Here is a 22,585-nt window from a genome sequence, read left to right as displayed (position 1 = left end):
CTCATCGTCTGTCGATTTGATAGTGGCTGCTCGCCGCGATTGAATAAAAGTGAACGTTTGCATTCGCGAGGCTGTACACTTTCAGCCAAATGAGCTTCAGTCCAGCCAATATTACGGCGCTTGTGATTGCTGCCAGCTTTGCGGCTGGTCTGAATATCTATGCCACCGTGCTGACGCTTGGGATTCTTGCGCGTACGCATTGGGTTGCGCTGCCTCCTGGTCTGGACTCGTTGGGGCACACCTGGGTGCTGGTGGTGTGTGGGATTATGTTTGCGATCGAGTTCGTGGCCGACAAGATTCCTGCCTTCGACATGATCTGGAATGCTCTGCATACAGTGGTTCGAATTCCTATTGCTGCGCTGGTGGCGTATCACGCGAGTTCGCAGCTGTCTCCGCAGATGCAGGTGCTGGCGACGGCGATCGGGGCTGCGGTCGCGCTGGCGGCGCATGGGTCGAAGACGGCTCTGCGGGCTGCGGTGACGCCTAGCCCGGAGCCGGTGTCGAATATTGCGCTTAGCTCGACCGAGGATGTGGCGGCGGTGGGGCTGACTTGGTTCGCGACGCACCATCCGATGGTTGCTGCTTCTATTGCGGTTCTGTTGCTGGTGGCTGCTTTATTGGCTGCCAGGGCACTGCTGCGTGCGATCCAGAGACCGCTTCGACGGTTGTTCGGTACCGACCTGGAAGAGACTAAGGTTGCGGCCAAGCCTCTGCCCTAGCCCGGGGGTACCCCCCCCCATATTACCGGCGTGTAAGTCTTTTATTTACATATTGTTACGGCTCATTCGCTCTCGCAAAAATGTGATTCTAATAGGGTTACTCGCAGATTCTTGCAAACAAAAGGGTTATGCCGTTAAAGTCAAAAACCCCGGTTTTGGACGGGGATTTTTTAGTTCTGTTTCCAGTATAGCTGGTAGGTGGTAACTCATACGCCACGCGTATGTTGTTGCAAGAGATTGGGTTGTGCGCGGGAGGGGCTTGACAGGCATTTTTTGTTGATTGAAGCTCTGGTCCTGCCGGACGGGCGCTCTGGCGGCGCCCACTTCGTGGGGGGTATACCGGCTTCGCCCGGGCCTCCCGATGGTCGGCACAAGATCTTTCTTCGCGACCAACGGGAGCCAACCGAAGGGGTATACAAGTCACGAAGTGACCGCTGCCGGAGTAGGGCGTACTTTGCATGGATTATTTTGTGGGCGGCATCTGGATTTCAAATAGTTTCGCTGGGTCGAGATAGCTGCCTTGCCAACGGACGCCAAGGTGGAGGTGGGGTCCGGTGGCGCGGCCCGAGGCACCGCTCAAGGCGATGATCTGGCCTCGACGAACGCGGCGGCCTGCAGTGACTTCGATCTTCGAGAGATGCATGTAGACGCTCATGAGGCCGAGGCCGTGGTCGATGACGACGCAGCCCCCTTCGAAGTAGAGCGGACGTGCGAGAACGACGCGACCGGAGTTGATGGCGGCTACGGGGGTGTGGAGTTTGGCGTGATAGTCGAGGCCGCGGTGAACGCTGGCGACCTTGCCGTTGAAGAGGCGCTGGTTCCCGAAGGAGTCGGACTCGGGCCCGAGACGAAGGGGCGGGAAGAAGTTGCCTGTCCATTGCGGTTTTGAGGCGGAGGAGGCGAAGGCTTTGTCTTTGACGATCTTGTCGGCGGCGATCTGCCTGAGTGCCTTGGGGTCGGGTTCGACGAACTTGTCTGGCACGGTGAGGGGAACCTGCAGGTAGGGTGCGGTCTCGATGGTCAATTGCTGATGCAGCGTCTGGTGGGTTCCATCTTTGAAAGCTGCTTCGATGATGAGTGGGTAGGTGCCTGGGTTCAGTTCGACGTCGACGCCGGCGAGCGCGAACCAGGTGTGGCGATTGGAGTTGGAGAAGAAGGAGATGTGATGAGACTGCCAATTGCCGCTGACGGAGAGGGCCTGGTTCGGCAGGGTGACGGTGAGGAGATAGGGCGATCCGTTCATCAGTTGTGAGGGCGTGATGAGGATGGAGGCGTTGTAGTTGTTGAGGTCCTGGTATTTGGTGGTGGCGTGTGCTTCATGAGCGACGGAGAGGATCGTCGCTGTGATGAGCGTGATGGATGACAGAAGAGTTCTTTTTCGGGTGGGGAGCATGAGAGGTGAGTTTATGACAGAGAGCAGATTTGGAGAGAGCAAATTGTGGTGTGTTGATGCAGATGTGGTGGAGGCGGGGTGGCTGGATGCGGTGATATTCTAGCCAGAATCAGTAGGAATGAGGCCCAGCTTTTCAATGTCAAACCCCAGCGTTCCATCTTTCGATCCCACCGAAGCTATTGAAGCCCCCGAGTCCACCGAGTTGGCCCCTGAGTCGACAGAGTCGTTCGACGCAATTCTGTCGGAGTATGAACAGACGCACTCGCGCCGGTCGGGTGAGGGTGGCAAGCAGATAGCGGGAACGGTGGTTGCGGTATCGGCTGATTCGGTGTTCGTCGATATTGGGTACAAGACTGAAGGTGTGTTGCCGCTGGCTCTGTTCCAGAGTGCGGGTGAGACGGTGGAGACGGGCGGCAAGCTGCTGGTTTCGGTGAAGGGGCGCAACGAGGAGGGGTACTACGAGCTGTCGCGGATGCGGGTGGAGCAGCCGAAGGATTGGAGCGCGCTGGAGCAGGCGTTTACGGAGAAGTCGGTGATTGTGGGGACGGTGACGGGCGTGGTGAAGGGCGGCCTGACGGTGGATGTGGGGGTGAGGGCGTTTATGCCGGGGTCGCGGAGTGGTGCTCGCGATGCGGCGGAGATGGAGAAGCTGGTGGGGCAGGAGATTCGCTGCCGGATCATCAAGCTGGATGTGGCGGAGGAGGATCTGGTTGTTGATCGGCGGGCGGTGGCGGAGGAAGAAGATCGCTCGACGAAGGAACGGCGGTTTGGGGAGATCAACGAGGGCGATGTGGTTTCGGGTACGGTGCGCAGCCTGACGGACTATGGCGCGTTTGTTGATATTGGCGGAGTGGATGGGCTGCTGCATATTAGCGACATTGCGTGGGCTCGGGTGGAGAAGCCGGCGGAGGTGTTGACGGTTGGGCAGCAGATTGAGGCGAAGGTGTTGAAGGTGGAGGCGGCGGGGAAGAGGATCTCGCTGGGGATGAAGCAGTTGATGGCGCACCCGTGGGATGCGGTGGCGGGGAAGTATGCGGCGGGCGAGCGGGTGCGGGGCGCGGTGACGAGGGTAACGGACTTTGGTGCTTTTGTGGAGCTGGAGCCGGGTGTTGAGGGGATGGTGCATATCTCGGAGATGTCGTGGGTGAAGAAGGTGAGGAAGCCTGGGGACCTGGTGAAGCCGGGGGATGTGGTCGAGGTGATGATTCTTGGCGTGAGTGTGGCGGAGAGGCGGATGTCGCTGGGGCTGAAGCAGACGCTGGGCGATCCGTGGGTGGGTGCGGCGGAGAAGTTTGTGGTGGGCTCGCAGGTGGAGGGGGCGGTGGTGAGCTTTACGAAGTTTGGCGCGTTTGTGCAGCTGACGGAGGGCGTGGAGGGGATGATTCACGTCAGCGAGATCAGCGCGGAGAAGAGGATTGAACGGCCACAGGATGTGCTGCGGGTTGGGCAGGTGGTGAAGGCTAAGCTGCTGGATTTCGACCGGGAGAAGCGGCAAATCAAGCTGAGTATGAAGCAGCTGGTGCCGACCGGGTTGGATGAGTACATCGCCGAACATGCGCAGGGGGATTTGGTGACGGGGCGGCTGATTGAGGTTTCGGGCGAGCAGGGGACGGTGGAGTTGGGCGAGGGGATTCGCGCGAGGGCGCGGTTGGTTGCGGAGGCTGCGGTGAAGGAGGAGGCGAAGTCGACGGCGGCGGATCTGTCGTCGTTCAGCTCGATGCTGGCGGCACGGTGGAAGAATGGACCGAGCGCCGCCGCGACGAAGGCTGAGCCGGTTCGTGCGGGGCAGATTCGGAGCTTTCGGATTACGCTGCTGGATCGCGAGATTAAGAAAGTGGAAGTTCAGCTGGTCTGAAGATTATCAAGAATAAATTCGCAGTAGCGAAAATGAGGGATTGCCCTTAGTTTTCAATGTGCTGCAGGGGCCTTGTGAATTTTGGATGATGCATGTGCGCTTCTGCAGCGCTATTGCGTCTAAGATACTGCGCTATATTAGATTTATTGTGATCAGCATAAGGCCAAAACCGAATGTACCGGGCTCGTGGAGGATCTTCCTCACACTGCTTTGTGTGTTGCTGGTTCTGACGACCGGGACGATTCAGGCTGTTCACTCCCACCCCGTTGGCGACATCTCGCATACGGACTGTGCGCTCTGCATTACGGCCCACGTTGCTGTAGAAGTTGCTGAGCCGCCGGTTGCGCTGGTAGTTGCCTCCGTCGTTTCTGCAGTAGAGGTCTTCGATCCGTCGACGCGGATGAAGACTTTTTTCACGTTTGCACTCTTCACCCGCCCGCCGCCTGTTGACTCTGTTCTCGCTTAGAACGACGTCAAAAACCAGGCTTTAGCTCAAGGGGGTTGTGTATGCACACGTCGAAACGGCGCGTCATCTTCGCATTATTTGTAGTTTTCTTTGCTTTCAGTAGTACAGCTTTGTGGTCGCAGTCTGCTGGAAATGCCGGCACTGTGGTTGGTACGGTAACCGACGCGACTGGTGCTATTGTGCCGGGCGCCACGGTGTCGATCGAGAATCCGGTGAGCGGGTATAGCCGGATTACCACGACGGATAGTTCGGGGCATTATCAATTTACGAACCTGCCGCTGAATCCTTATCACGTTGTAGTTTCGTTGACTGGGTTTGCATCGTCGACTCAGGACGTTCAAGTCAGGTCGTTTGTGCCGATCACGGTGAAGACGGCGTTGACTATTGGAACGACTTCGACTGTTGTGAATGTGACGGGCAGCGATCTGGTGGAGAGCGATTCGACGTTCCATACGGATGTGGACCGAGGCCTGTTCGACAAGCTGCCGCTGGAGAGCCAGTCTTCTTCGCTTAGCTCGCTGGTGACTTTGTCGTCGCCGGGCGTGGCTGCGGATTCGAATGGTCTGTTTCATGGGCTGGGCGACCATGCTTCGAACTCTTTTTCGATTGATGGCCAGCCGATTACGGATCAGCAGAGCAAGGTTTTTTCGAACCAGATTCCTTCGAACTCAATCCAGTCGATTGAGGTGATCTCGGGCGCGCCGCCGGCAGAGTTTGGCGGGAAGACGAGCCTTGTGATTCAGGTGACGACGCGGTCGGGCCTTGGGGTCAAGAAGCCGACTGGGAGTGTGACGACGTCGTATGGAAGCTTCGGGTCGGCGACTGGTGGAGTCGACCTGAGTTATGGCGGGGATAAATGGGGGAACTTCGTTGAAGTGGACGGACTGAATACGGGACGCTTTCTCGATCCTCCGGAGTTCACGGTCTTTCATGACAAGGGCAATGAGATTAATGTGTTCGATCGCATTGACCGGCAGCTTACGGAGGTTGATTCGGTCCACTTGAATCTCAACTACAGCCGTTCGTGGTTTCAGACGCCGAACGCCTTTGACAATCTGAATGTGCAGAACGTGATTAGCGGGGGAGCGGGAGCAAATCCTGTGTTCGGGAATGTGGGGAACACGGATCAGCGTTCGAAGATTGGGACGTTTGATATAGCTCCGACTTATACGCGAACGATTGGTGCGAATTCGGTCTTCAACTTTGGCCCGTATATCCGCAAGGATCAGTATGACTACTATCCGAGCGGGAATCCGTTGGCTGATCTTGGGCCGATACAGAACCAGAGCATTGCTCAAACGCGTTCGCTTACAAATGCTGGAATTCATACCGATCTCTCGTATGTAAAGGGAATCAATAACATCAAGGTCGGGGCGAACTACTCGCAGACGTTTCTGCGGGAGAGTGACAGGCTGGGAATTGTCAATTCGACCTTCAACTCGCCATGCGTCGATGGCAATGGGGTGTCCCAGCCAGGGTTTACGGATCCATCGCAATGTGCTGCGGCGGGGTTGTTGTCGAACGATCCTTCGATTGGAGGCAGCTTCACTTCGGTTTTGTTGCCTTACGATTTGACTCGTGGGGGCGGCCAGTTCAACTTTATTGGACACACGGATGTGAAGGAGCTGGCCTTGTACGCTCAGGACCAGATCAAGGCGGGGAACTGGCTCTTCAATCTTGGTATCCGCGGCGATTTCTATAACGGTTTGACGGTTGCACGACAGGCTGAGCCTCGCGTGGGCATAGCTTATAGCGTGAAGCAGACGAACACGGTGTTGCGTCTGTCGTACGCACGTACGCTTGAGTCACCTTTCAATGAGAACCTCGTGCTGTCGAGTCAGGGTTGTGAGAGTGCGGTTCTTTCTCCGCTGCTTCTGTGTACGCCGGGGGTCTCGGGGACTCTGCAGCCTGGATTCAAGAATGAGTTTCATGCAGGACTGCAACAGGCCTTTGGGAAAAACTTCGTCGTAAGCGGCGACTATATCTGGAAGTACACTCACAATGCTTTCGACTTTAGTGTGCTGGGGAATACTCCGATCACCTTTCCGATCGACTGGCATAACTCGAAGATCCCAGGATTCGCTTTGCGGGCTGACGTGCCGAACTTCCATAACTTGTCGGCGTTCATTGTTATGTCGTCTGTAGCGGCCCGGTTCTTTCCTCCGCAGGTTGCCGGGGCAGGAGCGACTGTAGGCGGTAGCGGGTATCCCTTCCGCATCGACCACGATGAACGGTTCAACGAAAACACGCACGTTCAATACCAGATTCCGGGAAAGCATAGCCCGTGGGTTGGATTCAACTGGCGGTTCGACAGCGGTCTGACGGCGGGTTCGGTGCCGTGCTACAACGTGACGGATCCGAATAGCCGATGCAATCCAGCTAATGGTGGGCCGTCGATTACGATCAACGGGCAGCCGGGAATTGATCTAAGCGGTTTGACTCCGGATCAGCAGTTTCAGGCTGGGCTTACTTGTAATGGGGTAAAGGCGACTCCGTTTGTTGGAATCCCTGGCGGTCAATGTCTGGCCTCACAGCTTACGTCGACGCTGGTGTCGATTCCTGCGCCGGGTACGGAGAATGACGATAAACACCCGCCGCGAATCGCCGAGCGTAGTTTGTTCGATGCTTCAATCGGTCAGGATAATCTGTTCAACGGCGATAAGAACAAGTGGAGCCTACGTCTGACGGGTGTGAACATCACGAACAAGTATGCGCTCTACAACTTTCTCTCGACGTTCAGCGGTACGCACTATGTGACGCCGCGTGCTTTGACGGCGGAGCTTGGCTTCCACTTCTAACAGCAGACGCAGCAAAGAAAGATGGGTGGTGGGATTGAATCCACTGCCCATCTTTTTTTGTTGCGATGTGGATTGTTATTCGGCTGCCTGTAACTTCGATATCTTTTCGAGATCCTTGAGGGTTTCCTTGCTGAGGGCTTTTTCATGGAGGAGGAGTTCTGCTGCGCGGACGCGGGGCGTGCCGTGGAACCACTCCTGCACGATGTTGTTCTTTAGCAGGTTGGTCACGGCGAGGAGGCACATGCCCTGGTGATGGGCCATCCAGGAGCGAACCAGCTCGGGCTGATTGCCTTGCGTGTAGTCGGCTGCTTCGTAGAAGCCATAGGCGCCCATCCAATCCATCGCTGCCATGCGGCGAAGATTCGTGATGGAGTCTTTGCGAAGAAGAGCGAGGGCGAGGAAGCTGGAGTAGGGCGAGATGACGGGGCCATCTTCGGCTCCGTACTTCAAGGCGAGTTTTGGAATGCCCCAGGCCTGGTAGCTGTATCGGCCGTGAGGGTCTTTTTTGGAGAAGCCCGATTCGGAGATCCCCCAGGGGATGTTGTGGACGTGGTCCTTTTGAATGCGAACGGCGGACTCGAGGGAGCGTGCGATGAGGGTGTCGGGGAAGGTGCGCATCCAGAGGGACGGCATCATGTACTCGAACATGGTTCCGGTCCAGGAGAGGAGAGCGGCGCGTCCGTTGACGAGGACGTGGGAGCGGTCGAGGCGGAACCAGGACTGCTGGGGGATGTCGCCTTTGGCTACGGCGATGAAGGAGGCGATGCGGGCCTCGGAGGCGAGGAGATCGTAACAGGAGGAGTAAAGCTCGTGCGTGATGCCGTCGTATCCGATGGAGAGGAGCTGGCGGGCCTCGACGAGGAGGAAGCCGTACTCCATGGCGTCGGCGTGGCGCTCTGCTTCGCTGGCGATAGTTGTGATGTCGGATTTGAGTTGCGCGAGGCGTTGCTGCGTTGCGGGGAGGAGGGCCAGTAACTCGGCGGCGGCGGTGGCGAGCGCGGAGTCTTTTGGCAGGTCGCGCGAGGTGCCGGTGAGTTTTGATTCCAATTCTGTTACATATTCGGCTGCGTCGAGGAGCGTTGGAACTGTCTTGTGTTCGGAGCCGGCAAGTTGGGGCGGGGTGAAGAGAGATTCGAACCTGGGATGAAGCCAGGGAATGTACTGCTCGGCGAAGAGAGATAACGCAGCGAGGCGATTGGAGATCTCGTTGGAGAACCATTGCTTGCTGTCCTGGTTGGAAGAGGCGTCGCTTGCGGGGTTGAGTTGTTGCGCGAGGGATCGAAGATGCGATCGGATCGCTGCGGATGGGGGTTCCGCTGGGGCTAGAGTGATGGTTGTTTTGGCGGGTGGTTGCTGCATTTGTTTCAGGCCGGCGAAGGTCTCTGGGTTGAGGATGGGACGCTTGAGGAGATCGAGGGCACCGGTGCGCAGCGTGTAGAGCGAGGCGGAAAGATTGCCGCTGTCGACTGCGGAGACGATGTGGGGCAGGATGGGGCGCAGGGTTTCGATGTCGTACCAGTTGTAGATGTGGCCGCGCTGCTTTTCGAGGCGGTCGTAGGTGGTGAGGGTTCCGAGGGTGGCCTGGGCGAACTCCGGAAGGGTGAGGAAGCCGAACTCGTATGCGGCCTGGCGGGCGTTGAAGAGCATGCCGAGGTTTGTGGGGGAGAGCTTTCTGATCTGGACGGTGTTCTGCTCTTCGACGTTGTCGGGGATGAGCCAGTGATTTTTTTCGTCGCCGAAGTCATGGAAGTAGCGCCAGATGTGGAGGGCTTGCTGCTGCAGGAAGTGAGTGTCTTCCGGGGTGAGAGGACCTTCTTCGCGGCTTGGTGGTGAGTTGAGCCAGATGGCGACCAGAGGCGCGATGGCCCAGAGCAGGAGTACTGGTGCGGCTGCGATGAGAGACCGGAGACTGTGGAAGGCTAGCGCGACCGCTATGAGTACAGCCGCGACGGGGGAGAGTTGAAGGTAGATGTCGAGCGGGGTTCGGGACCTGCCGCCGGATTCGGCCTGGGCTGCGGTCTCCCACTCGAGCATGTGTTTGCCTGACACAAGCGTGCGGCTGAGAGAGCGGACGATGGCGTCGATGGCGAGGAACATGTGATGCGGGAGGAAGGTGAGGTTCAGCATGGTGAAGCCGAAGGAGGTGGCGAAGGTGAGGACGCCCTCGCGTGCGCCGACGAAGCTGAGTTTGAGCAGGGCTCGGCCAAGGTTGAAGCCTAGTTGAACGAGGACTGGGAGGAGGAGGAGGACCAGGCCGGCGATGGTCCAATAGAGTGCACCGCCGGGGAGGACGAACCAGCCGAGGAGAAAGAGAAGGAAGGTGACGGGTTCGACGAGACTGCGGCGGAGGTTGTCGAAGATCTTCCAGCGCGAGATGGTGTTGATGGGGTTGGGGACAGACTTGCCGGATTCGTCGGGTACCTCTGAGAAGAGCCAACGGGCGATCTGCCAGTCGCCGCGTACCCAGCGATGCTTGCGGCGGGTGTGGGCGGAGTAGTGCGAGGGGTAGTCGTCGATGATTTCGATGTCGGTGACGAGGCCGGCGCGGGCGTAGGAGCCTTCGATGAGATCGTGCGAGAGGAGAGCGTTGCGGGGGAAGCGGCGGTCGAGGACCTCGTGGAGGATGGCGACCTCGTAGATGCCTTTGCCGGCGAAGATGCCTTCGCCGAAGAGGTCCTGATAGACATCGGAGACGGCGCGGGTGTAGATGTCGAAGCCGGTTTCGCCGGAGTAGAGGGAGGCGAGGCGGGAGCGCGAGGCGGAGGAGACACTGACGCCGACGCGTGGTTGCAGGATGCCGTAGCCTTGAGTGACGATGCGAAGGCGGGGGTTGACGATGGCTTGATTGAGCGGGTGGGCCATGGTGCCGACCATGCGGGCTGCGGTGCCGCGAGGGAGCTGCGTGTCGGAGTCGAGGGTGATGACGTAACGGACGTGGTGCAGGTCTTCGAGCGGGCCGGCTTTCAGGGGGAAGCTGTCGAACTCGTTAAGCAGAAATTTGTTGAGGTCGAGGAGTTTGCCGCGCTTGCGCTCCCAACCCATCCAGACACCCTGGCGGGAGTTGAAGACGCGGTAGCGGTGGAAGATGAAGAAGGCTCCTCCTTTGGTGCGGGGGTATTTCGCGTTGAGATGATCGACGCAGTCTGCTGCGAGTTTGGCGAGGGGGTTGGAGTCTTCGTCGAGGGGGCGGGCCGTGGTGTCGGGCAGATCGGTGAGCAGGCCGAAGTGGATGTTGGGATCCTGGTTGGAGAGGTAGCGGGCTTCGAGTTCGTCGAAGAGCTCGCGGACCTGGATCTCGTTGAGGAGGAGGGTGGGGACGACGACGAGGGTGATGGCGTCGTTGGGGACTCCTTTGGAGAGGTCGATCTTGGGGAGGGACTCCGCGTGCATGAGCGCGGTGACGGTGTTGTTGATGAGGTCTACGCCGCCCTGGGTTGCGGGAAGAAGCGCGAGCAGGAGCGCTACCATGACCGGCCAGAAGGCGTGATGCGGGACCAGCGGGGCGATGATGGCGACGATGAGGAGACATGAGAGGGTGAAGATGCCGAGGATGTAGAAGTCCTCGTTGAAGCGGCGGAGGAAGCTGCGGATGCGTTCGATGGGAGGAGGGTGGTATCCGATGCGGCGGTGAAGCTCGGGGAGGCCTTCGGCGAAGAGATAGTAGCCGATGTGGCGGGTGCGCAGAGCGAGGCGAGGATCGGGGTCGGAGGTTACTGTGGCATTGCGTGCGAGGTTGAGGGAGATCTGGGCGGTCTCTACTTCGCTGGCGTCGGCGTAGTGGGCGAGCTCTGCCACACGCATGTGATAGGTGTGGCGAGTTTCGTCCTCCATGCGGGCGAAGACGGCGGCGGGGTCTTCGCGGAGGATGGAGTCGAAGGCGATGAGGGGTTCGAGGACGTTGCGCCACTCGAACTGGTTGAGGCGGCGCATGCTGTGGAGGATTGCGGAGAAGGGAGACTGCTCAATGGGTGGGAGCGGGCCGGCGGCTAAGGCTTCTTCGGCACGGTCGAGGATGTATTCGAGTTGTGCGAGCTTGAGGGCTTGCGGGAGGACTGTGATCTCTTCGAGGAGGAGCGCATCGCGTTGCTGGGCTTGGTTGACGTAGACGGTGAGGGACTCGTCGGACCATATGCCGCGGGCTGCGACGAGGTATCCCTCGGTGAGATTGATGGCTCGCGGCAGTTCGCTGTCTTTGTCTACGCGGACGTGGGGAAGGGAGGCGAAGGTTTCGGCGGTGTTGTCTCCAGCGATGAGCGCGGACTCGAGCATGCGGGTGCTCTCGAGGAGTTCGAGCTCTGGAGTGAGCTCGTGGATGGAGGCGGTTTTTTTGCACGTGCGAAGGACTTCGGTAAGACGCTGCTTCAGGCTTTCGAGTCGCTTCGAGAGGCCGTCCGATCTGGTGCTGGCTGGCACCATCTCCCACTGGCGGCTCATGGCATCGGCGCACGCTCTCAGCTCTGCGTCAGAGACGGAGGGTTTTTCGGGAAGGCCCGCAGTCGGCAGCTCCGGTGCCGGAGCAGTGGGCGGCAGAAGGTGTTCTGCGGTGACCGGATTCTCTGAAGATGGTGCCATGGAGCCTTTCTCTAACCGTTCTCCCGCCGCGGCGGGTGCTGACTGCGATTTGCTGAGTGCGATTATCTGCTGATGTTGACCCGTCTGCCGGTGCTGATTGGGTGAGATGCGAGGGTGAAGCTTACCTGTAGCTTGCGGCCTGCATCTCAAACATGCTCGCATAGAGTCCATTTTTTTCTATGAGTTGTTGGTGGTTGCCCTCTTCTATGAGCCGGCCGCCGGAGAGGACGACGATGCGGTCGGCCATGCGTACGGTGGAGAAGCGGTGGGAGATGAGCAGGGCCATCTTTCCCAGGGTCAGCTCGGCGAAGCGCTCGAAGACCTCGAGTTCGCTGCGGGCGTCGAGGGCTGCGGTGGGCTCGTCGAGGATGAGGAGCTGGGCGTCGCGAAGATAGGCGCGGGCGAGGGCAATCTTCTGCCACTCTCCGCCGGAGAGTTCGACGCCTCCTTCGAAGCGTCGACCGAGCATCTGATCATAGCCGCCTGCGAGTTTGGTAACGACGGTGTCGGCGAGGCTCTTGTGGGCGGCGACCTCGATGTCGCTGTCTTGATAGGGCTGATCGACGCGGCCTACGGCGATGTTTTCGCGCGCGGTCATCTCGAAGCGCATGAAGTCCTGAAAGATGACTCCGATGTTGCGGTGGAGATCTTCGAGGTTGTACTCGCGGAGGTCGATCCCGTCGAGCAGGATCTCGCCTTCGGTGGGATCGTAGAGACGGGTGATGAGTTTGACGACGGTGGTCTTGCCCTGGCCGTTTTCGCCGATGAGCGCGATTCTTTCTCCGGGCGAGAGGGTGAGGTTGAAGTTTTTGAGGACGGTTCGGTTGGTGCCGGGATAGGTGAAGGAGACGTTGCGGAACTCGAAGCCGCGCTGGATCTTCGCGGGGGCGGAATGCCCGTCAGGGTTGGAGATAACGGTTGGCTTCATGTCGAAGAAGGCGATAAGGTCGGTGAGGAAGAGGGCCTGGTCGGCGATGCCGGAGGCGGTGGAGAAGACCTGCTGGAGGTTGGAGCTGGCTTGCTGGATGGCGGTGGTGAGAAATCCGAACTGGCCGATGTTGTAGGCGCCGTGGAGGGTGCGCCAGATGACGTAGACGTAGGCTCCGTAGTAGCCGAGCGTGCCGATGACGCCGAGCAGGCCGCCGACGATGAGCTTCGATCTGGAGAGGGTGACGTCTTCGAGGTAGATCTGATCGGCTAAGGCCTGAAATCTGTTGGTAAAGAACTTGTTCAGGCCGAAGAGTTTTACTTCTTTGGCTCCTTCGCGGCTGCCGGCGACCTGCCGGAGATAGTCCATCTGACGCTTGGCGGGGGTTTGGCGGAAGTTTTTTGCGTAGCCGAGGAAGGCGTAGTGGGTTTCGCCGAGGAAGGAGGGGAGAACGCCGAGTGCGAGCAGGAGGACGAGCCACGGAGAAGCAAACGCCAGGGCTGCCGAAAATGCCAGAGTGGTGATGATCTGCGTGACCAGACGGCCTAGCTGCTGGATCATGGCGAGGCGATCGGTGGCCTGTACGCGGGCGCGTTCGAGGCGGTCGTAGAAGACGGGATCTTCGTAGGTGGTGAGGTCGAGACGCGCGGCCTGCTCCATGACGCGGACACTGACGTACTGGGTGTAGCGATTGGCGAGGAGCGAGTCGGAGTAGTCGATTGCTCGGGTGATAAGGCCGAGAGAGACGTTAAGGACGACCTCGGCGACGACGAGGTGCCAGAAGTTGGAGGCCAGGGCGTGGCCGCGGATGACCTCTGCGATGTCGTTGAGGATGTATGCGGCTATCTTCGCGATACCGAACGGAAGCATGGCGACGATGAGGCGGAGGAACAAACCCCACGTTACGACGGCCCGTCCTGACTGCCAGAGGATGCGCAGGACTGCGGGCATGTTTTGCAGGGCGCTGATTCGATCCCGCCATGGACTTGCAGCATTCACAGGGTCTTTCAAATCGCTCCTAAAGTGAGACTGCAAAGAGAAAAGGAAGAGTCACATAGAAGTGGAGACTGCGTTTAATGGATGCAGTAAAGCTATCAGGTGTTGGATATTTCGTGGGCGGGCGATTGGCGCTTGTGGTGCGTTCCGTTACGAGGTTGCGGAGAGGGTTATCTGCTGCCAGATTTCAGGGTCGACCGGGACGCCGAGCCGCATGTTCTCTTCTCGAAGCTGCAGGGTCTGTTCGCCGGGGTAGCGGCTGGGTTTGTTGGGGTCGGCTGGGGTCGCGTGGTGGAGGGAGTCGAGGATGCCTTCGGCGATGCAGGTGAGTTCGCCGGGATCGGCGATGCCGGTGGGGTCGATGGCGAGGAAGACCTGGGAGAGGCCGGACTCACGGAGTGGATCGCGGGGGATCTGGTGGGTGGCTAGACCGCCGGAGAGCATTGCGGCGAGCATGTCGAGGACGAGGGAGAGCCCTGAGCCCTTCCAATAGCCGACGGGTAGGGCGCGCTGAGAGGACTCGATGGCTGCTGGATCGCGGGTGAGATTGCCTGCGGTGTCGAAGCCGCCGTCGACCGGGAGAGGTTGTCCGCGTTTGCTGTAGGCGGCTAGTGTGCCATAGGAGAACTGCGACATCGCCATGTCGAGTATGACGTGACCGCCGGGGCGGGGGACTGCGATGACGAGGGGGTTGTTGCCGAGGGCGGGTGTGGTGGCTGCCCAGGGCGGGAGGTTGGCGAGGGTGTTGGTCCAGCAGAGGGCGAAGAGGCCTTGCTCGGCGGCCTGCCAGCCGTAGGTTCCGCCGCGCATCCAGTGGTTGGTGTTGGCGAGGGCTACTGCGCCTATGCCGTGTTGTTGTGCGAGGGCGATGGCTCGTTGCATAGAGGCGTGGGCGTTTAGATTGCCAACGCCACGATGACTGTCCCATCGCTCGATAGCTCCGATGCCGGCGGTTTTGGTGGGCTCTGCGTGGATGTTGATGCTGCCGTTGCGGATGGTTTCGACGAAGCGAGGGAAGCGGTTGAGGCCGTGGGTGTAGATGCCGTCGCGGGTGGTTTCGGCGAAGAGGCGGGCGCAGAGGGTGGCGCGGTCGTGGGTGAGGCCAAGCTGCTGCATGGCGCGGAGGAGGGCCGCGTGGAGTTGGTCGAAGGGGACTCGAAGCATGGTTCAGTTTAGAGCTTGTCGAACTTGTCTAGGTCGATATGAGTTCGTCGGTTTGCATCAGGCGGTCAGTTCTTACTGGATGCGGAGCGGTCGCTTGCCTCCTTCGAATGCTCGAAGGCTTTGGTGGAGTGCTCGTGGGCTTGTTTGGAGAGCTCGTGGGCGGTGAGGTGATCGCTTTTGCCGTGCGCAGTGGCGGCGGCTTGATGGGCGTGGGCGGCTTTGTTGTGATACTCGGCGGCGCGATCGTGTGGGCTCTGCGGCATGAGGTGCTCCTTGGCTTCTTGAATGTTTGGATGCTTGTTCCGGCTGAAGTGGGAGCAGATTCTATCTGCCCGTCTTCTATCTGCCCATCCTCTATCGGCCCATCCACCCGCCGTCTACGGTAAGGACGGTGCCGGTGACGTAGTTGCTGGCGGGAGAGCTGAGGTAGAGGGCGGCGCCTGCGAGGTCTTCGGGTTGTCCCCACCGCGCGGCGGGGATGCGGTCGAGGATCTGGCGGTTGCGTATCTCGTCGGCCTGGAGGGCTTCGGTGTTGGTGGTGGCGAAGTAGCCGGGGGCGATGGCGTTGACCTGGATTCCCTTGGGGGCCCACTCGTTGGCGAGGGCTTTGGTGAGTTGGGCGACTCCGCCTTTGCTGGCGGCGTAGGCGGGGACGCGGATGCCGCCCTGAAAGCTGAGGAGGGAGGCGATGTTGACGATTTTGCCGCAGCTTGTGCCGAGGCCGCCGCGTGGGATCATGTCGCGGGCGGTGAGTTGGGAGAGTTGAAAGACGCTGGTGAGATTGACCTGAAGGACCTGTTGCCAGTCCTCGAGGGTGACCTCTTCGGCGGCGGCGCGAAGGATGGTTCCAGCGTTGTTGATGAGGATGTCGACGCGGCCGAATCTTTCTTTGACCTGGGTGAAGAGATCCTCAGCGCCGGTGGCGGAGCCGAGATCGGCGCGAAAGGCTGCGGCGTTTTCGCCGATGGCTGCGGCGGTCTCTGTGGCGGCGCGGCGGTTGCCGTGACAGGCTACGGCGGCTCCTGCTTGCGAGAGAGCGATGGCGATGGCTGCGCCGAGGCCGCTGGCGGAGCCGGTGACGAGGGCTACTTTGTTGTCGAGGCGGAAGCTTTCGAGGATGTTGTAGGGCTGGTTGGGCATCTAGGCCAATGTACTGGGATCGGGGTTGAGGAGCAAACGGAAGAAGAGGTTGACGATGAAGCAATGGTTCTTTATGGTTGGGTATTGTTTGAGGAGCCAACTATATGCACTGGTTGACGAGGCTGACGGCTGTTTTTGGGATTGGGATGCTGATGGCATCGGCGGGATGGTCGCAGACAGCGGCGCCTGGAGCGGCTACGCAAGCACAGGTTGAATTGGTGAATCTGCTGACGCCGAGTGATGTTGCGACTCGCGGTGCAGAGCAGCTTGAGAAGGCCAAGGCGAGTGCGAGCGGGAGCTCCGGTGCGACGCTGGCGAGGTATCCGGGGCACTACACCATGATTACGGCGAGGGCGAAGAGCGGTGGGGCCGAGGTGCATGCACACTACTCCGACTTTCTGATTGTGGTGGACGGAGAAGGTACGGAACTCACGGGCGGCACGGTGGTCGATCCGAAGGAAGGGGAGAATGGGGAGACGCGTGGATCGCGCCTGGAGGGTGCTACGGCCCATGTGCTGCACAAGGGAGATATTCTTCACATTACGGCAGGGACACCGCACCAGGCGATTGAAGGGCCAGGGCAGACGATCACGATCTTTGTCATCAAAGTGGAGAAGCCGACGGTTGAAGGAAGCGTCGCGGCGAAGTAGCCAGGGCGGCGCGCGCGGATGTGGAGAGCTGGGGACTCTTATAGGGGACTCTTATACTGGATTGGATCGGAGACAGGGAATGCGGCTTTATCAGATGGCAGATGCGGTGCGCTACGGGTTGATGAACACCGACGAGTTGCGGGAGGCCTTTCTGCTGGAGGGGATGTTTGAAGTTGGGGAGATCGAATTTGCTTATGTGGATCTTGACCGGACGGTGATTGGCTCGGCTGTGCCTGGGAAGGAGGCGTTGACGCTTGAGACAGAACCGGAGTTGCGCGCGGAGTATTTTCTGGAGCGGCGTGAGCTTGGGGTTCTAAATGCAGGTGGGGCGGGTTCGGTGGTAGTAGATGGAAAGAGCTTTGAGATGGGTAAGCTGGACTGTCTCTACGTAGGTCGTGGAAGTAAAGCAGTTACTTTCTCGAGTAAGAGCGCGAAGGATCCGGCTTACTTTTATCTCTTGAGTTATCCAGCTCATGCAGAGTATCCGACTGCAATGGTTAAGTTCGCTGATTTGCAGGGATTGCAGTTGGGAGCTGCGGAGACTTGTAACAAGCGGACTATTTATAAAGCTATTTATAAAGATGGAATTAAGAGCTGCCAGTTAGTGATGGGGTTTACTCTGCTGGAGTCCGGAAGTAACTGGAATACTATGCCTCCGCATACGCATATGAGACGGAGTGAGGTTTATTTTTATTTCGATGTGGATCGTGCGCATCGGGTATTGCATTTGATGGGGCCGCCCGATGCTACGAGTCACCTGGTAGTGGCGGATAAGGAAGTGGTGGTGTCGCCGGGCTGGTCGATCCATGCCGGGGTTGGGACGAAGAACTATGCTTTTTGTTGGGGGATGGGTGGGGAGAATCAGACTTACGACGATATGGACCCCGTGTCGATTGCGGACTTGAGATGAGCGATGCTTCGGCTGGGTTGACGATTCGTACGGCGGACGCTTGCAGGTGGGACCTGGTGAGCCTCGGCGAGGTGATGCTGCGGTTTGATCCGGGCGAAGAGCGGATTGCGGGAGCGCGAAACTTCCGCGTGTGGGAGGGCGGCGGCGAGTACAACGTGGCGCGTGGACTGCGCCGGTGTTTCGGACGGAGGACATCGATTGTTACAGCGCTCGCGGACAATTCTGTGGGCCGGTTGCTTGAGGATCTGATGCTGGAGGGCGGTGTTGATCTGTCGCATCTGCGGTGGGTGGAGTATGACGGGATTGGGCGGGAGGCGCGCAACGGGATCTACTTTCTGGAGCGTGGATTTGGATTGCGCGGCGCCATGGGAATGATGGATCGAGGACATACTCCGATCTCGCAGATGAAGCCGGGCCAGGTGGATTGGGATGGGATCTTTGGCGGCGAGGGAGTGCGCTGGTTTCATACAGGGGGCGTGATGTGTGCGCTGTCGATGGAGGCTCCTACTGTGGCTCGAGAGGCGATGGTGGCGGCGCAGCGGCATGGGTTGGTCGTGTCGTATGACTGTAACTATCGGCCGTCGCTGTGGAAGAATGCCGGTGGGCGGCAGGGAGCGAGCGATGTGAATCGGATGCTGGCTCCGTTTGTGGATGTGATGTTTGGGCATGAAGGGGATTTGGCGGCGGTATTGGGCGACGCTTCGCATGGTGCGCCGTGGCATAGCTATGAGAGCTATGGGGAGATGGCCTCGCGGGTGTGCCAGGAGTTCGGGAATATCAAGGTGATTGCTACGACGACGCGGAGGCCGAAGACGGCGAACAGGAACGATTGGGGAGCGTTTGGGTATTCGGTTGGAAAGGTCTGCGAGAGTATTCGGTTTGATGATCTTGAGGTGCTGGACCGTGTGGGTGGTGGAGATTCTTTTGCGGCAGGTTTGATCTATGGGTTAATGGAAGCGAAGGGTTTGCAGTGGGCGCTTGATTGCGGGGTGGCGCATGGGGCGTTGGCGATGACGACGCCGGGGGATAGCTCGATGGCGACGCTGGGTGAGGTGGAGCGTGTGATGGCGGGTGGGTCGGCTGGAGTGCAGCGGTAGATTTGAGAGTGAGGAGAACTATGGAGAAGGCTGCGGTACTGCGGGAGTTGCGGGAGATTGGGCTGGTGCCGGTGCTGCGGGCGGATTCGATTGAGCAGGCGATGGCGCTGGCGGATGCAATTGCGGCCGGGGGGGTGACCGTGCTTGAGGTGACGATGACAGTGCCGGGGGCGATTGAGGTGATGCGTCGTCTGGCAGAGCAGCGACCGGAGATCCTGATTGGGGCGGGGACGGTGCTGGATGCGGAGACGGCGCGGATGTGCATCCTCGAAGGGGCTCAGTTTGTGGTGAGCCCGGCGCTGAATGTGGCGACGATCGAGATGTGTCATCGGTATTCGGTTGCGGTGTTGCCGGGCGCGCTGACTCCGACTGAAATCGTGACGGCGTGGCAGGCTGGGGCGGATGTTGTGAAGGTGTTTCCGGCGAGTGCGATGGGTGGGCCGAAGTACCTTACTTCGCTCAAGGGACCGTTGCCGCAGATCGAGATGATTCCTACTGGCGGCGTGATGTTGGGGACTGCGGCGGAGTTCCTGGAGGGGGGTGCGTTTGCGCTTGGCGTGGGGTCGGATCTGGTGGATAAGAAGATGATCGCGGAGGGCAGGCCTGAGGTGATCACCGATATTGCCCGGAGGTATCTGGAGATTGTGCGGGCGTTTCGTTTGAAGCACCCGGTTTAGTTTTTCGCGGGGGTGCCGGGGGGTAGCCAGGGCTTTGGGCGTGTGGTCCAGAGGATGGGCTGGCGGATGGGGAAGGTGCGCTGGAGTTCGGCGTTGGGTGGGTCGGGGGGGAGGGTCTTCCAGAGGGCGGCGTACTCGGGGCGGTCGTAGACGCGGGCGGCGAAGAGGAGGCTGGGTGGCCGGATGGGAAGCGACGTGAAGTAGGTGACGTCGGCTCGGTAGGGCCAGGTGCCTCGGTTGAGGAGGTAGGGATAGAGGCGGGCGATGACGGTGTGCATGCCGGGGCCGTCCTGCAGCTCGTACTCCCATACACTCTCGAAGCGGGTGGAGAGGAGGAGGCAGATGGCGGCGAGCATGTCGAGGTTGAAGAGGGTGTTGCGGTAGGGGTTTGGGGTGGTGAGCTCGTGGGGGAAGGTGCCGTCGGCGACGATCTGGGCGCGGAGGGTGGAGGTTTTGTACTGGTGGCGGAGTGTGGTGAGGGGGCGGTCGTCGGCTGGCTGGGTGAGGTGAGCTATGGCGGAGGCCTGGAGGAGCCAAGAGGTTCCGTGGTGGCTCTTGTTGTCCCGGGCGAGGCCAGCCATGCGTGAGGTGTTGAGCCAGTCGAGGTAGGCGGTGAACCACTTGGTGAGGGCGGTGAGCTCTTCGGAGGTGAGGGCCTCGGAGTTCGTGAGGAAGGGGAGCGATTGGACTACTTCTGCGAGGTGGACTGCTTCGACGACTCCTTCGAGGCGGCCATTTTTTGCGGGGGGGATGGTCTGGGCGTATTGGAGGCTGGGGGTCATGCTGGTGGCGGGGGTGAGGAACCAGGCTCGGAGGTGGGCGGCGGCTTGCTGGGCGTAGCGGGGGTCGGTAGTGAAGAGGTAGGCGGCGGTGAGGGCGGGGACGTAGAGGCTGAGGTTGAGCAGGGCGTCGCGGTGGGCGGTGAAGGCGTCGGGATTTGGGGTGGTGTCGGTGTGCTGGACCCAGGAGGCGGTGGGGTTGGCGGGGTCGGGGAAGAAATCTTCGGGTTCGGAGTAGAAGTCGTGGGGGGTGCCGGGGCTGCGGGGGCAGAGGAGGGTGGTGAGGGGGACGGGAGGCTGGGTGAGGTAGCGGTTGGCCTGGGCGAGGATGCGATCATGGTCGATGGCGGCTACGTCGGGGCGGGCGGTGGGTTTGGGTTGGGGCTGAGTTTGGGAGCGGAGGAGGCTTGGGGAGAGGAGGAGGGTCGCGGCTTGGGAGCAGAAGGTGCGGCGGGTTACGGCCATGGGGTTTGAGCCTCTTCGGCGGAAAGGGTACCACGGGTTGCTTTGTCGGCTACGGGTACCCCCCTCCCCCCTCCCTGGTATCTTGTACGGAACTTGCTTCTTATCAATGGTTTGCTGAGGGATTGTGCCTGTAAGTTATTGATAAGGGATGGTTTGTTTGCAAAATACTTAGAATGAGTAAGTTATGGCTAATTCCTCGTCGTCAGGTTTTGCTTTGGCTCTCCACGAAAATGCCCCGGCCAGCGCTGGGGCTTTTTTGTTCCTGCTCCTATTTTAGCTTGTGGGCGGAACTAATGCGCCACGCGAAAATCCTTGTGGGGCGCGGGGATTTGAGGTTTGGGGGCTTGACAGGTTTTTGATAGCGGTGAGTTTCGAGGGAGGCTGTTTGGGTTGGAAGGTGTCGGGATCCGTGCCCTTCGACGGCTTTACCGTTGCTGCCCTTCGCCTTCATCCAGATGCACTTCGATGGGACGCCTTTGAAGGAGTTGAGTTGCTTGGGGTATCTAGAAGCAAATGCAACAGCAGATTCGTCCTCCGTTCGACAGCGCTCAGAGTCCGGAATGACAACAAAACCGCTTCGGTCGAGATGGCGGTTTTTGTGGGGGTGTGAGAGCGGAAACGGTTGGAGTGTTTGGGTTGAAAGGTTCGGACAGTATGGGCGGGTGGACGGTGTCGGGATCCTTCACTTCGTTCAGGATGACAGCGAAGAACACGCTGGGGGGATGGCTCCCCCCTTGGCGGGCGTTCTTAGATGGCTTCGGGCTTTAGGACGAGGTTCTGGCCCTGGCCGCTGGCTCTGGTGGTGAGGGAGCGGTTCTTGTCCTGGATGCGGCCGAAGGTGCTGTTGAGGAGCCGCTGCATCTTGGAGGCGGCGCCGGTGACGGCGCTGGGGATGTCGGCGGAGTCGTTGGTGACGGCCAGCGACTGATGGCGTTTAGGGCGAACTTCTAAGCGGCAGCGTTTGTCTTGCGCTCCTGATTTGTCTCCGTTTTCGTCGCTGAGGTGGACTTCGACGCGGGTGATTTCGTCTTTGAATCGATTGAGGATCCGATGGAGGTCGGAATCGATCAGGGTGGAGAGTTTTTTATGCATGGAGATGTTTTTATCGCTGCTGATCTGAATCTGCATTCGTTAAACTCCTTCTCACTTACATGCGAGGTTAGACGCACTGAGTCAGCAGGAAGTGGCCGAGTTTTTGTGGCTGCGAGGTTAGCAGGCTGTGCAAAACTTTTTGAGATGGACAGACTTGTCTGCTGCGATCTCCGAGGAGATATCTCTGAGATCGCAGCTTCCGGCTTAGGCAGTGATGCGCTGAGGTGGCTGACGGTAAGCCAAAGCCCTCACCTTCAACCGAACTTAGTTTGATTTGAGTTGGTGTACGAGCTGGCTAAGATTTTCGACTGTAACCAAGTCCGTGAGTTTGCCTTCTTTGTCGAAGGTAAAGAACTCCGTGCCGTCCACGCGAATGCTTTTGTTGGTCGCGGCGATGACGCCTTCGGGGGTCGGGAGATCGCCTTTTTGAGTTCCTGTGATGATGAACCGAATGGCGGCTGTATTGCCATCGACGACTGTCGTTAGATCGGTAATCTTCACGTCAGGGAATGGTCCAACGAACCTGCCGATTCGATTGACAAAGGCAGCGCGGCCGTTCACCTCGGTTCCGTTAGAGTCGACGTGTAGGTTCTCTGTTACGAGATCGCCGTTTTTGTTGAAGTCGCGGTTGTTGAAGTTTTTGTGGAACTGAGAGACATTGTTCAGGATGAGTTTTTCGTAGGTGCTGTAGGGATGGGGCGTGTGGGTTGGGACGGTAAAGTTTGGTGCCTGGGCTGAATCGGTTTGAGCGAAGCTGATTCCCGAACAGAGCAGTGCTCCGATCGTCAGAGTGATTGCGAATGTCTTCATAGCGGTTGTCTCCTTGAACTGAGTCTGTTGGGGTGAGTTGTTTACAGGCTTATGATAAGAACTCGCAGGTGCGA

General features: G+C 59.3%; 17 protein-coding genes. 8 read left to right on the top strand and 9 right to left on the bottom strand.

Going from position 1 to position 22,585, the window contains the following annotated elements; all coding sequences use genetic code 11:
* Nucleotides 1-89 precede the first annotated feature (89 nt).
* On the top strand, nt 90-719 hold the full coding sequence (locus HDF10_RS09705; protein WP_183812860.1) for a DUF4126 domain-containing protein: 630 nt from the start codon (nt 90-92) through the stop codon (nt 717-719).
* A 463-nt stretch (nt 720-1,182) separates the two neighbouring features.
* On the opposite strand, the gene HDF10_RS09700 is transcribed toward HDF10_RS09705, so the two are convergent.
* Nucleotides 1,183-2,112, bottom strand: coding sequence for a M23 family metallopeptidase (locus tag HDF10_RS09700; protein WP_183812858.1), 930 nt, complete (start codon nt 2,110-2,112; stop codon nt 1,183-1,185).
* 136 nt (nt 2,113-2,248) lie between these two features.
* Between HDF10_RS09700 and HDF10_RS09695 the strand changes: the two genes are divergently transcribed.
* The 3 genes from HDF10_RS09695 to HDF10_RS09685 all read left to right on the top strand — a co-directional run bounded on the left by HDF10_RS09695 (nt 2,249) and on the right by HDF10_RS09685 (nt 7,231).
* A complete protein-coding gene (locus HDF10_RS09695) occupies nt 2,249-3,967 on the top strand; it encodes a 30S ribosomal protein S1 (RefSeq protein WP_183812857.1) in 1,719 nt (572 codons plus the stop codon).
* A 148-nt stretch (nt 3,968-4,115) separates the two neighbouring features.
* Nucleotides 4,116-4,433 (top strand): hypothetical protein, encoded by a 318-nt coding sequence (locus HDF10_RS09690; RefSeq protein WP_183812855.1) that lies wholly within the window; start codon nt 4,116-4,118, stop codon nt 4,431-4,433.
* Nucleotides 4,434-4,474: 41 nt separating this feature from the next.
* Nucleotides 4,475-7,231, top strand: a complete 2,757-nt coding sequence (locus tag HDF10_RS09685; protein ID WP_183812853.1) for a TonB-dependent receptor — start codon at nt 4,475-4,477, stop codon at nt 7,229-7,231.
* Nucleotides 7,232-7,306: 75 nt separating this feature from the next.
* On the opposite strand, the gene HDF10_RS09680 is transcribed toward HDF10_RS09685, so the two are convergent.
* The 5 genes from HDF10_RS09680 to HDF10_RS09660 all read right to left on the bottom strand — a co-directional run bounded on the left by HDF10_RS09680 (nt 7,307) and on the right by HDF10_RS09660 (nt 16,031).
* Entirely contained in the window at nt 7,307-11,803 is a 4,497-nt protein-coding gene (locus HDF10_RS09680) for a glucoamylase family protein (protein ID WP_183812851.1), read from the bottom strand.
* A gap of 121 nt (nt 11,804-11,924) precedes the next feature.
* Nucleotides 11,925-13,742: an ABC transporter ATP-binding protein gene (locus tag HDF10_RS09675; protein WP_260177790.1), complete on the bottom strand. Its 1,818-nt coding sequence runs from the start codon at nt 13,740-13,742 to the stop codon at nt 11,925-11,927.
* Between the two features lie 135 nt (nt 13,743-13,877).
* Nucleotides 13,878-14,891 carry a 3-dehydro-L-gulonate 2-dehydrogenase gene (gene yiaK / locus HDF10_RS09670; protein WP_183812849.1) on the bottom strand — a complete coding sequence of 338 codons (1,014 nt, stop codon included), beginning with the start codon at nt 14,889-14,891 and terminating at the stop codon, nt 13,878-13,880.
* Nucleotides 14,892-14,956: 65 nt separating this feature from the next.
* Complete coding sequence (locus HDF10_RS09665) at nt 14,957-15,154, bottom strand: DUF1771 domain-containing protein (protein ID WP_183812847.1); 198 nt, start codon at nt 15,152-15,154, stop codon at nt 14,957-14,959.
* A gap of 91 nt (nt 15,155-15,245) precedes the next feature.
* A complete protein-coding gene (locus tag HDF10_RS09660) occupies nt 15,246-16,031 on the bottom strand; it encodes a glucose 1-dehydrogenase (protein WP_221271615.1) in 786 nt (261 codons plus the stop codon).
* 104 nt (nt 16,032-16,135) lie between these two features.
* On the opposite strand from HDF10_RS09660, the gene HDF10_RS09655 reads away from it, so the two are divergent.
* The 4 genes from HDF10_RS09655 (at nt 16,136) to HDF10_RS09640 (ending at nt 19,365) form a co-directional block, all read left to right on the top strand.
* Entirely contained in the window at nt 16,136-16,681 is a 546-nt protein-coding gene (locus tag HDF10_RS09655; protein ID WP_183812845.1) for a cupin domain-containing protein, read from the top strand.
* Nucleotides 16,682-16,760: 79 nt separating this feature from the next.
* Nucleotides 16,761-17,591, top strand: coding sequence for a 5-dehydro-4-deoxy-D-glucuronate isomerase (kduI, locus tag HDF10_RS09650; protein WP_183812843.1), 831 nt, complete (start codon nt 16,761-16,763; stop codon nt 17,589-17,591).
* Nucleotides 17,588-18,688, top strand: a complete 1,101-nt coding sequence (locus HDF10_RS09645; RefSeq protein ID WP_183812841.1) for a sugar kinase — start codon at nt 17,588-17,590, stop codon at nt 18,686-18,688. The genes kduI and HDF10_RS09645 overlap by 4 nt, the downstream gene beginning before the upstream one ends.
* A gap of 20 nt (nt 18,689-18,708) precedes the next feature.
* The gene (locus HDF10_RS09640; RefSeq protein ID WP_183812838.1) at nt 18,709-19,365 is read left to right on the top strand and encodes a bifunctional 4-hydroxy-2-oxoglutarate aldolase/2-dehydro-3-deoxy-phosphogluconate aldolase; all 657 of its coding nucleotides are present in this window, start codon (nt 18,709-18,711) and stop codon (nt 19,363-19,365) included.
* Here the strand turns inward: HDF10_RS09640 and HDF10_RS09635 are convergent.
* The 3 genes from HDF10_RS09635 to HDF10_RS09625 form a co-directional block, all read right to left on the bottom strand.
* Nucleotides 19,362-20,609 carry an alginate lyase family protein gene (locus HDF10_RS09635; protein WP_183812836.1) on the bottom strand — a complete coding sequence of 416 codons (1,248 nt, stop codon included), beginning with the start codon at nt 20,607-20,609 and terminating at the stop codon, nt 19,362-19,364. The genes HDF10_RS09640 and HDF10_RS09635 overlap by 4 nt on opposite strands.
* A gap of 747 nt (nt 20,610-21,356) precedes the next feature.
* Nucleotides 21,357-21,737 (bottom strand): HPF/RaiA family ribosome-associated protein, encoded by a 381-nt coding sequence (locus tag HDF10_RS09630; RefSeq protein WP_183812835.1) that lies wholly within the window; start codon nt 21,735-21,737, stop codon nt 21,357-21,359.
* 228 nt (nt 21,738-21,965) lie between these two features.
* A complete protein-coding gene (locus HDF10_RS09625; RefSeq protein WP_183812834.1) occupies nt 21,966-22,511 on the bottom strand; it encodes an ester cyclase in 546 nt (181 codons plus the stop codon).
* Nucleotides 22,512-22,585: the final 74 nt, after the last annotated feature.

This window comes from Tunturiibacter empetritectus (genome assembly GCF_014201375.1).
Classification (GTDB): domain Bacteria; phylum Acidobacteriota; class Terriglobia; order Terriglobales; family Acidobacteriaceae; genus Edaphobacter; species Edaphobacter lichenicola_D.
This window is presented reverse-complemented; position numbering and strand designations above follow the sequence as displayed.

Coding starts and splice junctions, on each gene's coding strand:
- HDF10_RS09705 (WP_183812860.1), top strand. CDS start 90: ATGAGCTTCAGTCCAGCCAATATTACGGCGCTTGTGATTGCTGCCAGC.
- HDF10_RS09700 (WP_183812858.1), bottom strand. CDS start 2,112: ATGCTCCCCACCCGAAAAAGAACTCTTCTGTCATCCATCACGCTCATC.
- HDF10_RS09695 (WP_183812857.1), top strand. CDS start 2,249: ATGTCAAACCCCAGCGTTCCATCTTTCGATCCCACCGAAGCTATTGAA.
- HDF10_RS09685 (WP_183812853.1), top strand. CDS start 4,475: ATGCACACGTCGAAACGGCGCGTCATCTTCGCATTATTTGTAGTTTTC.
- HDF10_RS09680 (WP_183812851.1), bottom strand. CDS start 11,803: ATGGCACCATCTTCAGAGAATCCGGTCACCGCAGAACACCTTCTGCCG.
- yiaK (WP_183812849.1), bottom strand. CDS start 14,891: ATGCTTCGAGTCCCCTTCGACCAACTCCACGCGGCCCTCCTCCGCGCC.
- HDF10_RS09665 (WP_183812847.1), bottom strand. CDS start 15,154: ATGCCGCAGAGCCCACACGATCGCGCCGCCGAGTATCACAACAAAGCC.
- HDF10_RS09660 (WP_221271615.1), bottom strand. CDS start 16,031: ATGCCCAACCAGCCCTACAACATCCTCGAAAGCTTCCGCCTCGACAAC.
- HDF10_RS09655 (WP_183812845.1), top strand. CDS start 16,136: ATGCACTGGTTGACGAGGCTGACGGCTGTTTTTGGGATTGGGATGCTG.
- kduI (WP_183812843.1), top strand. CDS start 16,761: ATGCGGCTTTATCAGATGGCAGATGCGGTGCGCTACGGGTTGATGAAC.
- HDF10_RS09645 (WP_183812841.1), top strand. CDS start 17,588: ATGAGCGATGCTTCGGCTGGGTTGACGATTCGTACGGCGGACGCTTGC.
- HDF10_RS09640 (WP_183812838.1), top strand. CDS start 18,709: ATGGAGAAGGCTGCGGTACTGCGGGAGTTGCGGGAGATTGGGCTGGTG.
- HDF10_RS09635 (WP_183812836.1), bottom strand. CDS start 20,609: ATGGCCGTAACCCGCCGCACCTTCTGCTCCCAAGCCGCGACCCTCCTC.
- HDF10_RS09630 (WP_183812835.1), bottom strand. CDS start 21,737: ATGCAGATTCAGATCAGCAGCGATAAAAACATCTCCATGCATAAAAAA.
- HDF10_RS09625 (WP_183812834.1), bottom strand. CDS start 22,511: ATGAAGACATTCGCAATCACTCTGACGATCGGAGCACTGCTCTGTTCG.